This window comes from Desmospora profundinema (genome assembly GCF_031454155.1).
Lineage (GTDB): Bacteria > Bacillota > Bacilli > Thermoactinomycetales > DSM-45169 > Desmospora > Desmospora profundinema.
The window spans coordinates 459,801-474,651 of the sequence record NZ_JAVDQG010000003.1 but is presented as its reverse complement, the minus strand read 5'-3'; the positions used below and the strand labels follow the sequence as shown (position 1 = coordinate 474,651).

The following is a 14,851-nucleotide window of genomic DNA, read 5'->3' as shown; positions in this document are numbered from 1 at the left end:
CTCCTTCTTATTCATCAAATACCGGCGGCACCCGGAACATTCCGTCTTGTTGATCGGACGCGTTTAACAGCGCTTTTTCCCGCGGCAGAGAGGGTTTTTCCTCGTCTTCCCGCAATACGTTAGCCATCGGCAGCACGTGGCTGGTGGGTTCCACCCCATCGGTATCCAACTCGTTCAGCTTTTCGGCAAAACGAAGAATATCATTCAGCTGCTCCGTATACAACCGGGCCTCTTTTTCATCCAGATTTAATCGGGCCAGTTTGGCCACGTGTTCCACTTGTTCTTTGGAAATCGCCATGTTTCCACCTCCGTCGTTCCTGCTTTTCGTCGTCCCTCCCGGCCGTCATGGCCGTTTCGGCGGGCGGACATCCTTCTGACAGTATAGCACAAACGGATATCATTCTACCCCGGCTCCCCTGTGAGAATCCTGCGACGAAAAAAAGCTTCCCGTAGGAAGCCTTCCTCACCCTTTCACTGAAATAGAGTCAAGTCCACTTCTTCCGCCATCCTGCGGTACCCTGCATCGCTGGGATGGAGATGGTCCCCGGAATCATACTCCGGCAACAGACGATGGGGCTGCTGTGGATCTCGGAGAGCGGCATCAAAATCGATTACTCCGTCAAACTCTCCGCTGTTCCGGATCCATTCATTGACTTGCCGACGAACGGTATTGCCTTCTTCCGTGTAATAATCAGCCCCGCCAAAGGGGGGGAGTGTCCCTCCAACGATCTTCAACCCCCGGTCATGAGCCTGGGTGATCAGCTGTCTCAATCCGGAGATGATAGCGGCAGGATCCCGTTCACCCGGTGCATGGCCGATATCGTTGATCCCCTCCAAGACGATCACATGGGTAACTCCCGGCTGATCCAGCACATCCCGTTGAAAACGATCCAGGGCCCGGGGTCCGTATATCGGATCATCGCGCAAAATCTTATTCCCCGAAATTCCCGCGTTCATCACCCCATGGGAGATCCCTTCTGCATAAAGGCGGTCGGAAAGAAAGTCGGGGTAGCGGGCATTGGCCCCGCTGGTGGAACCGGCACCATCGGTGATGGAATCCCCCAGGCAGACGATCCCTCCTGTTCCCTCAGGAGCCAGCACATCCAGCCCCGTCACCCAATACCAGGAACCCGTTCGCTTGATAAAGGGATGGGGATGGTGATCCTGCGTGAAATTCCCTTTTTCCGATAGAAAAGAGGTTTGTTTGGCCATACGGTGCCAGGTGATCGAACCGCTGTCTCCCTCGACGAACACATTGACGGCCACATCCCGCTCACGGGAAACGGCAAAGCGAACGGGATCGCTTTGTACGCTCTGGCCCGCTTCCAACGTCACCGACCGTTTTCCATTAAAGGTAAGCACCCGCTGACTTCCGGGCACCGTGGCGGCGTCTTTCCAGACAACCGCGATGGATGCAGCTCCGAATGTGACCGGTCCTTCGCCAAAAACATTGGAAAGGCGGACCCGCACTCGATCCCCTTCCAAGTGGGGACGCAGAATCATCCGGACGGTTCGGTTGGAGACCCCCTCGGCCGCTTCTCCCGAAGGAAACTGGGGACTGGCCGTCCAGGAACCGACCCAGGCCTTTTTATCACGGTTTGAGCCTTCCACTTGACCGCTGCTTTCCACTCCCATCCCCATCCCCATCACTGTCCATGCTGTGATCAGCAACGCCGACGACAACATCCCGATCCAAACTTTTTTCATCCCCTTCTGCTCCATTCCATAAAATCTTCCGGCATGGTTCCCATCTATGTATCTTTACAGACAAGTGATTCCGGCATAAACCCATTTTACTATGGTTTGGTTTACACAGAGATGACAATGGGGTGAAAAAACGACGACGATTGCGAAAACGCTTCCCTACTCTCTATCGATTCCTCCAACCATGATAAGATGGAAGAAAAACAAACGAGGTGTTCGCGTGGACATTCAACGAACCCTTTTTCGGACAGTGGCCACTCTTGCGATCACATTGCTGGCCGTCCATTTTGGCCTCGTTACGCTTTCTCTCACACCGGACAATCCGGTAAACCATCGTCACAAAGAGGCCATCGACGCTTATATGGATCCGTTGTTCACGCAAAACTGGATGTTGTTTGCTCCCAACCCCGTCTCCCAACACCGCAGTCTGGCCGCACAAGCCCGGGTAGTCAACCCCCGGACGGGAGCCATGATGGAGACGGAATGGGTGGACATCACGGATCCACTGGTCAAACAAAAACAAAGAAACCGGCTCTCCTCCGAAGCACTGGTTTCCCGCCATATCATTTCCGGAATCCGAAACTATCGCCACAAAGATGAGAGTCGTCATCTGGACGGGGAGAAAATGTTACAGCGCGTCTCTTCTACAGCATTGGCCAAACAATGGCCCAATCGAAACATTCACGAAATCCGCTTTCGGATAATCACCCAAGCGGTTCCCTCCTTTGATCAACGTCATCGCGATGATGACTTCATGCAACGGGAGTTTCAGGACTCGGATTGGCTGCCCTTTGCCCCGGCCGAAGAGGAGTGGCCATTATGATCACCCGGATCGAACGGTGGCTTTCCCGTCCCCATACGCTGGTGGGAGTCGCGTTATTCAGGATCTTTACCGGGCTTGGAATCGTTTTTTTTCTGTTGTATCACTGGCAGGACCGGCATCTCTTATGGGGAGATGCCGGCTTGTGGCCGCGGGAGGCTTATCTTGCAGAATCGGCTGATCGGGGCATCTGGACCCTTTTTCATCTGGCGCAGTCCCCTTGGTTGTTGGAAATCGTCTATGTAGGCGGGTTGATGGCAACGTTGTTGTTTACCGTCGGCTTGTGGACCCGATGGATGAGTCTGTTTGTCTTTCTGGTCTTTTGGTCCTTATATTATCGTAACCCCAACGTCACCAACGGCGGAGACAACCTGATCCGGATTCAGCTCCTGTTTTTCATCTTCACCCAAGCCGGCGCACGCTTGTCCGTGGATGCCTGGCTGCGACGTCGCCGGAAAGATGTAATCCCCCGGTTCCTTCGATCACTTCGTCCGTATTCCGCACTTTTCCATAACTTAGCAGTCGCGTCTATGGTGGTCCAGTTGCTTTTGCTTTATTTCACTTCGGGTATGTATAAAGTAATGGGGACGATGTGGCAGGAGGGAACCGCCGTCTATTATGCCATGCGGGTTCAAGATTTCGTGTGGCCGGGGGTGAGCGAGCGAGTGTGGACCTCCGAAGCGGGTATCGTCTTTCTCACCTATTCCTCCGTTTTGTTTCAGATCGCGTTTCCCTTTTTACTCCTCCATCGTTGGACCAAGTACGCTGCCGTGGCGGGTGCCGTACTCTTTCACACCGGAGTCGGACTGATGATGAACCTGATGCTGTTCTCCTGGTACATGATCGGTTGTGAATGGCTGTTATTGCGCGATCGGGAGTACCGTTGGTTGAAGAACGGACTGCTACAGGTTTTCAGCGGGAAAGGAGCGATTGGATTGAATCGTGAAACGACCGGGAACAACCGAATTTCCACGATGGCGATCACGGTCTTCTATGATGGTTGGTGCCCGTTTTGTACCAAGAGTGTGAAAACGGCTTCCCGCCTCGACTGGTTTGGATGGATCCGGTTCGTTTCCTTTCGTGAACCGGGTGTCGTCACCCAGTGGGGGCTGGATCCGGACCGATTGGAAAAACGGCTTCACAGTACGGCCGACGGCATCCGTTTCCAGGAAGGGATCGATGGGATCATCCAGATGACCGGACGCCTGCCATTGTTATGGCCGGCGCTGCCCCTCCTGTGGTTAGCCAAGGGCATGGGCTTCGGGCAGCGCTTGTACGACTGGATCGCCAGCCGCCGCACCATTATCCCGACAGGGGGATGCGACGATCATTGCGACCTCCGCCCCCCATCGGATCAAGCATAAAGAACCGATCCTGCGGATCGGTTCTCTTTATCGGCAGGCATCCGCTTCATCCATTCCCTTGAGGAATAGGCTTTTTTTCGTCACAGCTGAAGCCGTTGAATACCGGAGTATGGATACCGATACGCATCCCTGTAAAACAGGATCAACACCCATGGATCGCCGGCTCCCATCAAGCGTTTCCGTAATCCTTTATGGCGGAGATGGATAGGCGTTTTTCGCTCTTCAGCCGGATCGACGACCGCTCCCACCAGGCGATAGGACTCACTCATCACAACCGGATCGGGATGATGGATCCCTTTACGGATCTCCTGTTTTAATCGTTTCATCTGACGTTCAAATCGATTCTGGGTTCCAAGGTCGACGTTGACCAGATGTGTGCCGATCCACAAGGCCTCAGGCGCATCGCTTTGCTCCAATTTCCGCAGCATCGCGTTCCACCAGTGGGTTAAACTCTCCTCGATGGCGGGCATCCGCTTTCCTGCCCATGCCCGCTCCAGATAGGGAAGGAACGGCTCCAATCCCTCTTTTTTTCTCTTTTTTTCCGCTCCAGACTCCCGGCGGTCCAGGAAACCCGTCAGCCAATAGGAGGCTAATCGTTGCCATTCTTCACCTGTTATGTTGGAACAGCACCGTTTCCACAAATAGTCGGCTTTTCGCACACTTCCATCCAGAATGAAAAAGAGATTTTGTAATTCCGACAAAGAGTAAACCGGCGGGGAACCGCGCCACTCTCCTGCCACAGTCTCAGCGACGACGGGCTCCCGTGTCACCACCATCTCCACCAAGCGTTCTTCCCGTTCCACCATCCCGTTTTTCGTTTTCAGCTCGACAGAGAACGAATTTTCCCATGCCCGACGTAAACGCACCAACTCCCTCATCCCGTCCCGGACCGTATCCATCTTCGCTGCTTCCGGTTCAACCGTTTCTTCCGTCCGAAGCGCAAACAAAAACGGCGGCACCCGGATGATCGCGTCCAGTATGCCTTTGTCACCGGTATCATTTTGCCAGCGGACGGTTTGATAGACCGCCGCATCCGGGAATGATTCCTGAAACAAGGAAATGGCACGGTCGCGGACCGCTTCCTTCCCCCTCTCTCCCCTCACGACTACATCCCTTTTGCTGTTCATTTCGGGCAGCAACAACCAATCCCAAGCATGCCGACCCGCTCCTCCCGCCAGGGGCCATGTAAATAGCCCTTCTCCCCATTGAATGAACGGACGCATCCGGACGGGATGCTCCCGGTGCAGCGATTCCAAGGAACGCCCCTTCCACTCCCCGGGTCTGACAGACCGCTCCTTCAACCAAGAAACAAGGTCGTTACGATCCACCTCCCCCGGGTAAGCGCTTACAAAATCATCCTCGTGAAAGAGAAAAAGAGGGTCCACCTGCTCTCCGGTCATCCGCCTGCGCAGGTTCCGTTCTGCCCGTTCGACCAGACGGGAGACCATTTCCGCCAATGATGCGATCGACAAGCTTCCCATTTGCTTCCCTGCCTCTAATGAAGCCAGTCGAGGCAGCTGTCCAGTATATTCCCCCCGCCGAACGGAAACCCGATTCACCTCATTTTTTCCTTCCACCATGGGTTCGGTTTTATCCTTACGATAACGGCGGTCCAATTCACCGACGGCTAATGAAGCAAATTCCCGTTCCACTACTGAAAAATGGACTGGTTCGCCATTTCGTGCAGAGTGCCGCAACGCCATGGTCTGCATCCATTCCCATCGATGCCAAAACGAAGGATCGCGGGGAAATGGGGGTGAATCGACACCAGTACGTCGCAATGCATCTTCAAGACAACCCATGAGTAACGAAAGGGGATCCCGGGCCATGATTCTATCCAGAATATTTTGTAAACAGGAGGTGGAACAACCCCTCTCGCTCCATTTGGCTCCTGAAAGCACCGGCATCACCCGGGCAATCGGTACTTCTTCTTTTCCGGAGCAACCCTCACGGATCCCCCGAACCAGCTCCAACTCCAGCCAACCGCCAGACGAAAGAAACCCTTTCGTCCATCCTTTTCTGACTCGGCCTTGTTCATCCCAAAAGAATACGGGCATATTTCGGGAACTTTTAGGACACATGGGCGGCCACTCCTTCTCCACTGTCTTCTCTTTTCATTCTATACCCGTTTCGCTCCCGTTTCCTTCCCTTTCTCCCTTTCCAAATAATAGCGCACCCTGGATTAACCAGGGTGCGCACAGCCAGCTCGACTATATTTACAAGGATTCGGACACCAATTTGGCCTGAGTGAGCAATAGCAGATATTCGGGACCGCCTGCTTTTGTATCGGTTCCGGACATGTTAAATCCGCCGAAGGGATGGGCACCCACCAAGGCACCGGTTCCTTTGCGGTTGAAATAGAGATTGCCCACATGGTACTCCTCACGAGCTTTCTCCAGGTTGGCCCGATTACGGCTGAAGACGGCGCCGGTCAAACCGTACTCGGTGTTGTTGGCAATCTCCAACGCGTGGTCAAAATCCCTCGCCTTGATAAAAGCGAGCACCGGTCCGAAGATTTCTTCCTGGGCGATGCGGGCCTTCGGATCCACATCGGCAAACAGGGTAGGCTGGATAAAGTAGCCGTTGCCTTCCGCTTTGCCGCCGCCGGCAACCAGACGCCCTTCCTTTTTACCGGTTTCGATGTAGTCCAGGATCTTGTTCATCGAGGACTCGTCGGTTACCGGACCCAAGTCGATCCCGAGGGTTTTGGCTTCTCCCACTTTCATCTGCTTGATCAATTCCGTCACTTTCTCCAACATCTCATCGTATACATCCGTATGAACGATGGCACGGGAGCAGGCGGAGCATTTCTGACCGGAGAATCCGTAAGCGGATTTGACGATGTTGGCGGCCGCCTCATCCAGATCCGCTTCCTTGTCCACGATGATGGAGTTTTTGCCGCCCATCTCTGCGATCACCCGTTTGATCCACTTCTGGCCTGGAGCGGGTTTGGCGGCCAGTTCGTTGATGCGCAGTCCCACTTCCCGGGAACCGGTAAACGCAATATAACGGGCCAGCGGGTGCTTCACCAGGTATTCGCCCACTTCTCCGCCGGGACCCGGCAGATAGTTTACCACGCCTTTGGGCAATCCCGCCTCATGCAGGATCTTGACGAACTGGGCGGCGATCACCGTGGTGTTGCTGGCCGGTTTCAAGACAACGGTGTTGCCGGCCACCACGGAAGAAGTGGTCATTCCCACCATAATCGCCAGTGGAAAGTTCCACGGCGGGATAACAATCCCCACACCCAACGGAATATAATACTGTTCATTATCTTCACCCGGAAGGCGGGTCAATTCTGTCGCTTCTGCCAGACGGACCATTTCCCGTCCGTAGTATTCCATGAAATCGATGGCCTCTGCAGTGTCGGCATCAGCTTCCGGCCAGCTTTTTCCGGCTTCATAGACGAGCCAGGCGGAAAACTCGTGTTTTTTGCGGCGCAGGATGGCAGCCGCTTTGTACAGGATGCGCGCACGGGCATGAGGAGAGACCCTCTTCCATGTTTCAAACGTCTCGGCGGCGGATTGAATGGCTCGTTCCGCCAGATCTTGATCGGCCTTGGATACCGTTCCAATTACTTGGTCCATGTTGGAAGGGTTGATGGAAGTGATTTTCTTGTCGGTACGTACCTCTTCCCCGCCGATAATCAACGGATATTCCTGTCCCAGTTGGGACTCCACCTTTTTTAAGGCTTTCTCAAAAGCGGTACGGTTACCTTCTTGGGAAAAATCTGTGAAAGGCTCGTTTCTAAAAGGGATGACACCCATATGTAACGCCTCCTTTGTTCAGTTACCCTCCACCATTGTAGCGCAGGGGTCGTGTTTCATCAAACCACTCCATGGGGAACGAAACCCGAACCATCCGTGTCTCTGACAGGATTCTGACGGACAGGAATCCTAAAGAAAATTTCGCTTGAGGGGATGATTTGACCTTTTGCATCTAGTATATAATGTAAACGGTTTAGCAAGCAGGCATCCCCTAACGGAGCCACAGATTTATTGCAGCCGTTATTCAATGAAAAATAAGACAAACACGAAACCCTTGAACAACCTACTTGTTAACAAGCGATTTCGCTTTCCCGCCAAACCGTGTGATTGTGAGGGAAGATCATGTCATTTACCCGAAAAGTAATCCTTACTCTTTCCACCAACCCCTTCGTAACCCGTTTCGTTTCCAAATACGGCATGAAGTGGGGAGCGGCCCGCTTCGTAGCCGGTGAAACCATGGATGAAACCGTAACAAAGGTAAAGGAATTGAACGCGAAAGGCTTAGTCGTCACTCTCGATCTGTTGGGTGAAAGTGTCACCACCAGAAAAGAAGCGGAAGCCGCCACTCAAGCAGCCATCGACTCCTTTGAAGTGATTCGCAAAGAAAATCTGGATTCCAATGTCTCCGTCAAGCTGACTCAACTGGGCCTGGACATCGACGAATCCTTCTGCCTGGATCAGATGGATCGCATTGTAGCCAAAGCGAGAGAAACAGACAATTTCGTCCGAATCGACATGGAAGATTCTCCACGGGTGGACGCCACCATCCGAATTTTTGACGCCTTGTTTGAACGGGTTGGAAAACAACATGTCGGCCTCGTGATTCAATCGTACCTGTACCGGTCCCAAGAAGATGTCCGGAAGCTGGGGAAAAAGAAAGCCAACTTGCGCATTGTCAAAGGAGCTTACAAAGAACCGAAGGAAGTGGCTTATCCGGACAAAAAAGACGTGGACCGCGCTTATCTGGAGTTGGTGGAACAACATTTGAAAAACGGGTGCTATACCGCTGTCGCCACTCACGACGACGCGATCATCAACTGGACCAAGCAGTTTGTCGCCGACCACGATATCCCTCGCAGCCAATTTGAGTTTCAGATGCTGTACGGAATCGCGGAAAGCTTGCAACTGCAGTTAGTGCGGGAAGGGTATAAGGTTCGCGTGTACACCCCTTACGGCAAGGACTGGTATCCTTACTTCAGCCGGCGGATCGCCGAACGCCCGGCCAATGCCTTGTTTGTGTTGAAAAGTTTTTTCCGGAAGTGATCGAACAAACCGCCGCTACATCAGGGGCAGTTTGTTTGTTTTTCCGTGGGCATTTTGGGTTTCACTTTTGTACAATGGAAAGGGATGACCCTATGACGAAACCTTGGCGGAACCAAGTGGAAGGATTGATGAGGGAGCAGCGGTTGCAGGAAGCGAAAGAACGGTTGTTACAGCTGACAGAGGAGCGGCCCGATGATCCAGAAGTATGGGTCCATACTGCTTGGGTGCACGACTCATTGGGGTTGGAACGGGAAGCAGTCCCTTATTATGAGAAAGCCCTAACATACGGATTGACCGGTAACGACCTCCGGGATGCCCTCCTGGGCCTGGGAAGTACATACCGCTGTCTGGGAGAGTACAATCAAGCGGTACAGATATTGCAAACGGGTGTGGAACAGTTTCCCGATCACCGAGGCATGAAAGTCTTCTTGGCGATGGCCCTATACAACTTAGGACAACATCGGGAGGCGATGGAGCTGTTGTTGACGCAGCTTCTGGAAACGACGGAGGATCCCACCATTAATACATACCGAAAAGCACTCTCTTTTTATGCGGAACGATTGGACGAAACGTGGGAATGAAACAATCCGATCGCGAAAAAACACAACAGAGGAGGTCCAACTTGAAAACAGCGGTGGTGACAGGGGCGTCTTCTGGAATCGGAGAAGCATTCGCCAAAATGTTGGCTCATAAGGGAACACGGGTGATCCTGATCGCCCGCAGACGAGAACGCTTGGAAGCGTTAAAAGAAGCCATTCTGTCCGGAGGCGGACAAGCCGATGTCTGGCAAGCAGACCTAACCCAAAACAGAGACCTGGAAGCGATCTGCGACCGTTTACGTCAGGAGGAAGTGGATCTATTAGTGAACAATGCCGGTTTCGGCCTGTACGGACCGGTAACGGAGACGGACCCCGACCGGGAACAGTCGATGATCCAACTGAATGTATCCAGCCTGGTCTCCCTTACGCGGGCAGTGTTACCCCAAATGGTGGATCGAGGAAGCGGCGGGATCATTCAAATCGCCTCCACCTCCTCTTTCCTGCCCACTCCCTATATGACCGCGTATGGTGCCACGAAGGCATTTGTTCTCCATTACAGCGAAGGATTGGCAGCAGAACTGAAAGGAACAGGAGTCACAATCACAACAGTCTGCCCGGGCAGTACACAAAGCGAGTTTGCCGGCCTGGCCGGATTTCGTCAAACGAGGCTCATGGCATCCGAGGAGGTTGCCAGACAAGCGCTCCTGGCCTTCCAACAAAAAAGAATCACCCTGGTGACAGGGGTGGGAAACTGGTTTTTAACACGATTGCCCCGTTTCCTGCCGCGCACTTGGATGGGGGCACTGGTGGCACGTCTCTTCCGTGATCGCACATAACGAAAAAGGTGCGGGCCAAGCAGTGGCCCCCTTTTGTCACGCGGGCTGCTCCAGCCCCTCTCTTTCCTCCAGCAGAGACAGGCCCAGACTTTCTTCCTCCTGGTCCAATTCCCAGCGAAAGCTGCGCCCTTCCCGCTCCCAGCAGGCTCGAACCTGTCGAAACATCTCTTCCACCCAAGCCCGATCCATATAACGTTCATCCGTAATGGTAAACTGAGAACCGTCTTCCAACTGAATCTGGATCACCGGATCCCACCGGATCGATTGAATCGTGTCAAAAGGAATCCCTTCCTCCCCATCCCTCCGTAACAACAGCGCGTCATCAGTCAGAGTGATTTCCTCATACTGCTGCCTTCGTACCCAACGACGACCCTGGTTGATGGGAACCAGTCCGGCAACCTGGGCCGCGTGGGCGACCGACCGTGTTGTTTTCCCATCCAGGGGGAAACGATAAACCACCTCTTCCGTATCGATCTCCACTTCCTCCAACAAGCTATCCACACGGATATGGATCACTTCCCGCAGAGGAACCCGTTGTTTGCTTCCCCAGCGCTGAATGATAAAAGCATTGTCAGCCACGGTGAACCCGCGCCACCAGACAAGCATCACCACCCAGAACAACACCGCAAAAACCGCTGTGGCCAGCAAACCCAATACGAGATCCAGCAGACGATTCCATAGGGTGTAAGATCGAAAGTCATCATCCTGAAAAGCCAAAATCGTATGGGTCCGTTTCACCAATGTAACTTCGACCGATTCACTAGACCGGACCGCTTCTGTCAATCGGTCTCTATCAAAGGGATAATAGGCGATACGGTAATCTCCTTCCGATGTGATCAGTTGATCGTCCACAAATCCTATCGGCTGAAGAACGCTTTGATCCACTTTTCCATGTTGATCCACCACTTGATGAACGGACAGATAGGTAACCCCCACCAACAGAGCCACCGTGACGATTCCATACTGAAACGGGTTTTTCTTTCCCCAATGAACTTTCCATGCAATCAGTGCCGCCGCTGGCAGTGCCAGGTAAAAAAACGTCTCCCCCAACCAAAACGGATAATAGCGGGCAGAATCGATCAGCTTCTGGAACGCATATATATAGACGGAAGCCATGATGATCGGCATGCCGAGGAAGACCGACAACCATATTCCCAACCACCGTTGAGGCCCCGGTATGATTCCCATCATGATCGCTCCCTTCTTGTCCGATTTCAAATTTTCTATCCAATTTTATAAAAATACAAAAATTATTTCAATGATTTCTGCCAAACTTGCCAGCTTTTGATACTATCCTACGCATTTCCCGTTTTTTCTTCATTCGCTTCACACGACGAAACCCGCCTCCTATGTCCGGAAACGGGTTCCATCTTTTAGGGCGTGTCTGAACAATCCGTAGGGCGAAATCCCGGGTTGGTATCGCTGTCTTCGTTTCGTTGCAAAAAGAGCATAGCGAGACCGGGAGCGAAGGGACCCTGGCGAGACTTGTGCTCTATGAGTGCAAAAGCGAACCAAAAGCCATACCAACCCTCCCTTTTTCTCACGGAAAATTGAATGACCAGACAAGCCCTAGTACTACAGTAGTACTTATAAGAGCAGGTGCAGATGTGAGAAGGGAGGGTGGTGGGATGGCTGCGATCCTATGCGCTTTTTGCAAGAGATCGAAGACAGCCCACCAGCCCGACCAACCCACGTTCATATACACTCTTCGTACAAATGCAACTGTAGTACTAGTCGTCGCTCAAAAATAATTCTGCGATCCAACGGGGCATGAGGAAAGCGTCCAACAACCACCATAGAAACAGCGGAAGCAACGCCGATAAAGGGGAACCCGTCACCAGGTAGGTGAGAATCCCCACCGTCAAGGTAATCATGCCCGCAGCAGCCATAACCAACCCGGTCACCCAACGGCCCAGATAAAAGCGATGGGCGCCAAACACCCCCAAGAATAGCCATAGCACGTAAGCCACCATGGTCCGTTCCCTGCGGCTCTCTTCAGCTGTAGCAGGTTCGCGGCCACTGGCGGGCGGTTGATTTGAGTAGTGATCAGTCACGACTGTCCCTCCATCACACTGACATCACGGGACCTCCGTTATGCGGCCGGCCCTTCAAGCGAATGGATTCCGAATAAAAATCCCCATCTTCCATCCGCCAGACGCCAATATTTTACCATGAAGAAAAGACAAATAAAAAAACCGAAACGGGTGTCCCGGTTTTTTTATTTGTCCGATTACTGAGCCGTCTGTTGTTGACGAGCCGCCAGGGCGGTAAGGATTTCCCGTTCTTTTTTGATGTTTTCTTCCTGTACATAACGGTAGAGCAAAAAAGCGTCCACGATGACCCAAATCCCAACCGCGATCATCATGGGGATCCCGATCAGAAAAACCGAAAGGATGGCACCAAATAAGAACAGCAACAGCATGGTGATTCCTGATCCCGTGCGCCCGACATAAAAACGATGGGCCCCGAAGTATCCTACGAAAAACCACAGCAGATAAGCGACCAGGTTCGTTTTTTTCTGGTTCTCCAGTTCTGTTTGAGCGATGGATAAACTCTTGGAATCCAGCTGACTTTTTAGATCGACATTATCGGACACAGTCAATCTCCTTTCAATCATCAATAAATAAGTACCAAAATAGTATAACTTGATCTTTGCGTGCGAACAATCCCTATTGTGCTATTTTTCTTGCGATCCACCCATTTCAACTAAATAAAAACGGACCGGGAAAACCCGGCCCGTTCATGAAGACCACTATATCCCGTTATACGACATACCGCTCTTCTTCCAAAATGCGGGCGGCAATCTTCCGTTTGAGCGCCACTTCGTTGATGGCCTCATACCGGGTCAGTTTCTTCAGGATGGACAGCTGGGTACGCAGGGTATCTCCTTCTTCCATCGCCGCCAAAATCCGCTTGGCTTTTTGCTCAATGCGCGGGAATGCCTCATAGACATAAGCGGTGGTGAGATCAATCTGCAACGACGCTTTTTCTTCGCCCACTTTATCCAACGTTTTCTTAGCGCGCAGCAGAGCGCTTTCCATCGCAAAAATCTCGATGGCGATGTCCGCCACATCCCGCAGGATTTCCTGTTCTTTTTCCAGTTCCATTTGATACTTTTCGACTGCGAGACCGGCCGTCATCAAGAAAATCTTCTTGGCATGCTCGATCAGCTTGCTTTCTTCCTCCAGAAGCTCCGGTGCTTCCTCGGACAAGCTGGGCATCATCATCATCAATTCTTCCTGCAGACCGGCAGTTTTCTCCATCACCGGCAATTCACCCTTCATCGCCTTGCGTAAGAGCGTTGCCGGAATCAGGAGGCGGTTGATTTCGTTGGTCCCTTCAAAGATCCGGTTGATGCGGGAATCGCGGTACATGTTTTCAATCTCGTACTCTTGCATAAACCCGTATCCGCCATGGATTTGAACCCCTTCATCCACCACATAGTCCAGCACCTCGGAGCCCAATACTTTGGTGATGGAGCATTCCAGCGCGTACTCGGAGATGGCCTTGGCCGTATCCGTCCCCTTAGCACCATCGATTTGGCTCAAGCCTTCCTCGAACAGACCGCCGGTGCGGTAGATCGCACTTTCCAAGGCAAATGTCTTGGCCGCCATGGTAGCCAACTTTTCCTGAATCAACGGGAATTTGGCGATCGGTGTCTTAAACTGCTTCCGCTCATTGGCGTACTTGGCGGAGATTTCGATTGCGCGCTTGGAAGAACCGACACATCCCACACCCAGCTTGTAGCGGCCGATGTTCAGGATGTTAAACGCGATCAAATGGCCTTTTCCGATTTCGCCGAGGACATTTTCCACCGGCACTTTGGCTTCATCCAGGATCAGGGTGCGGGTGGACGAACCCTTGATCCCCATCTTTTTCTCTTCAGGTCCGGAGGAAACACCCGGGAACTCTTTTTCCACGATGAAGGCGGTAAACTTCTCGCCGTCAATTTTGGCGTAAACCACAAACACATCAGCAAAACCGCAGTTGGTGATCCACTGCTTTTCACCCGTCAGGAGATAATGTTTCCCATCCTCCGACAGCTTGGCGACGGTTTTGGCGCCGAGGGCGTCCGATCCGGAACCCGGCTCCGTCAAGCAATAGGCGGCGATTTTCTCACCGGTAGCCAATGACGGCAGATACTTCTTTTTCTGCTCTTCGGTACCGAAGAACACGATCGGCAGCGTACCGATCCCCACATGAGCCCCCATGCTGAGAGCAAAGGAGCGACCCCGGCAGGCCCTTTCTGAGAGCAGAGTGGAACTGATTTTGTCCAGCCCCAGCCCCCCGTAGGCTTCCGGTACGTCCGCCCCCAGCAGGCCCAGCTCGCCGGCTTCCTTCATCAGGCGGACCGTATGATCGAAATTGTGTTCCTCAATCTCCTCCAACACCGGTACCACTTTATCCCGGACGAAATCTTCCGCCGTCTTGCCGATCATCTTGTGTTCTTCAGTCATATCTTCCGGAGTGAATACATCTGCGGGTGCATGCTCCTCGATCAGGTAGCTGCCCCCCTTGGTGATCGTTTGTTCAGCCATCTCCCATTCCTCCTCTATGA

Annotated in this window: 13 protein-coding genes; 5 read left to right on the top strand and 8 right to left on the bottom strand. The window is 52.8% G+C overall.

The features are described 5' to 3' along the window. Positions 1-7: 7 nt before the first annotated feature. Both gatC and JOE21_RS08630 read right to left on the bottom strand, forming a co-directional pair. A complete protein-coding gene (gatC, locus tag JOE21_RS08635) occupies positions 8-298 on the bottom strand; it encodes an Asp-tRNA(Asn)/Glu-tRNA(Gln) amidotransferase subunit GatC (protein ID WP_309864829.1) in 291 nt (96 codons plus the stop codon). A 173-nt stretch (positions 299-471) separates the two neighbouring features. Then, positions 472-1,707 (bottom strand): SGNH/GDSL hydrolase family protein, encoded by a 1,236-nt coding sequence (locus JOE21_RS08630; protein ID WP_309864827.1) that lies wholly within the window; start codon positions 1,705-1,707, stop codon positions 472-474. A 217-nt stretch (positions 1,708-1,924) separates the two neighbouring features. On the opposite strand from JOE21_RS08630, the gene JOE21_RS08625 reads away from it, so the two are divergent. After that, positions 1,925-2,527 carry a DUF5819 family protein gene (locus JOE21_RS08625; RefSeq protein ID WP_309864826.1) on the top strand — a complete coding sequence of 201 codons (603 nt, stop codon included), beginning with the start codon at positions 1,925-1,927 and terminating at the stop codon, positions 2,525-2,527. Next, positions 2,524-3,888 (top strand): DCC1-like thiol-disulfide oxidoreductase family protein, encoded by a 1,365-nt coding sequence (locus JOE21_RS08620; RefSeq protein ID WP_309864825.1) that lies wholly within the window; start codon positions 2,524-2,526, stop codon positions 3,886-3,888. The genes JOE21_RS08625 and JOE21_RS08620 overlap by 4 nt, the downstream gene beginning before the upstream one ends. 80 nt (positions 3,889-3,968) lie before the next feature. Here JOE21_RS08620 and JOE21_RS08615 read toward each other — a convergent pair whose 3' ends face one another. Together JOE21_RS08615 and pruA are read right to left on the bottom strand one after the other, a co-directional pair. Then, a complete protein-coding gene (locus tag JOE21_RS08615) occupies positions 3,969-5,969 on the bottom strand; it encodes a hypothetical protein (RefSeq protein WP_309864823.1) in 2,001 nt (666 codons plus the stop codon). Between the two features lie 135 nt (positions 5,970-6,104). Next, positions 6,105-7,655 carry an L-glutamate gamma-semialdehyde dehydrogenase gene (gene pruA / locus JOE21_RS08610; RefSeq protein WP_309864820.1) on the bottom strand — a complete coding sequence of 517 codons (1,551 nt, stop codon included), beginning with the start codon at positions 7,653-7,655 and terminating at the stop codon, positions 6,105-6,107. Between the two features lie 342 nt (positions 7,656-7,997). On the opposite strand from pruA, the gene JOE21_RS08605 reads away from it, so the two are divergent. From JOE21_RS08605 to JOE21_RS08595, 3 genes are all read left to right on the top strand, one after another. Then, a complete protein-coding gene (locus JOE21_RS08605) occupies positions 7,998-8,918 on the top strand; it encodes a proline dehydrogenase family protein (protein ID WP_309864819.1) in 921 nt (306 codons plus the stop codon). A gap of 92 nt (positions 8,919-9,010) precedes the next feature. Continuing rightward, the gene (locus JOE21_RS08600; protein ID WP_309864818.1) at positions 9,011-9,499 is read left to right on the top strand and encodes a tetratricopeptide repeat protein; all 489 of its coding nucleotides are present in this window, start codon (positions 9,011-9,013) and stop codon (positions 9,497-9,499) included. A gap of 41 nt (positions 9,500-9,540) precedes the next feature. Continuing rightward, a complete protein-coding gene (locus tag JOE21_RS08595) occupies positions 9,541-10,293 on the top strand; it encodes an SDR family NAD(P)-dependent oxidoreductase (RefSeq protein ID WP_309864816.1) in 753 nt (250 codons plus the stop codon). A gap of 36 nt (positions 10,294-10,329) precedes the next feature. Here JOE21_RS08595 and JOE21_RS08590 read toward each other — a convergent pair whose 3' ends face one another. The 4 genes from JOE21_RS08590 to JOE21_RS08575 all read right to left on the bottom strand — a co-directional run bounded on the left by JOE21_RS08590 (position 10,330) and on the right by JOE21_RS08575 (position 14,831). Further along, positions 10,330-11,481 carry a hypothetical protein gene (locus tag JOE21_RS08590; protein ID WP_309864815.1) on the bottom strand — a complete coding sequence of 384 codons (1,152 nt, stop codon included), beginning with the start codon at positions 11,479-11,481 and terminating at the stop codon, positions 10,330-10,332. Positions 11,482-12,023: 542 nt separating this feature from the next. Beyond that, positions 12,024-12,347 carry a TM2 domain-containing protein gene (locus JOE21_RS08585; RefSeq protein ID WP_309864814.1) on the bottom strand — a complete coding sequence of 108 codons (324 nt, stop codon included), beginning with the start codon at positions 12,345-12,347 and terminating at the stop codon, positions 12,024-12,026. Between the two features lie 176 nt (positions 12,348-12,523). Next, the gene (locus tag JOE21_RS08580) at positions 12,524-12,889 is read right to left on the bottom strand and encodes a TM2 domain-containing protein (RefSeq protein WP_309864813.1); all 366 of its coding nucleotides are present in this window, start codon (positions 12,887-12,889) and stop codon (positions 12,524-12,526) included. 166 nt (positions 12,890-13,055) lie between these two features. Continuing rightward, a complete protein-coding gene (locus JOE21_RS08575) occupies positions 13,056-14,831 on the bottom strand; it encodes an acyl-CoA dehydrogenase FadE (protein WP_309864812.1) in 1,776 nt (591 codons plus the stop codon). Between the last annotated feature and the right edge of the window lie 20 nt (positions 14,832-14,851).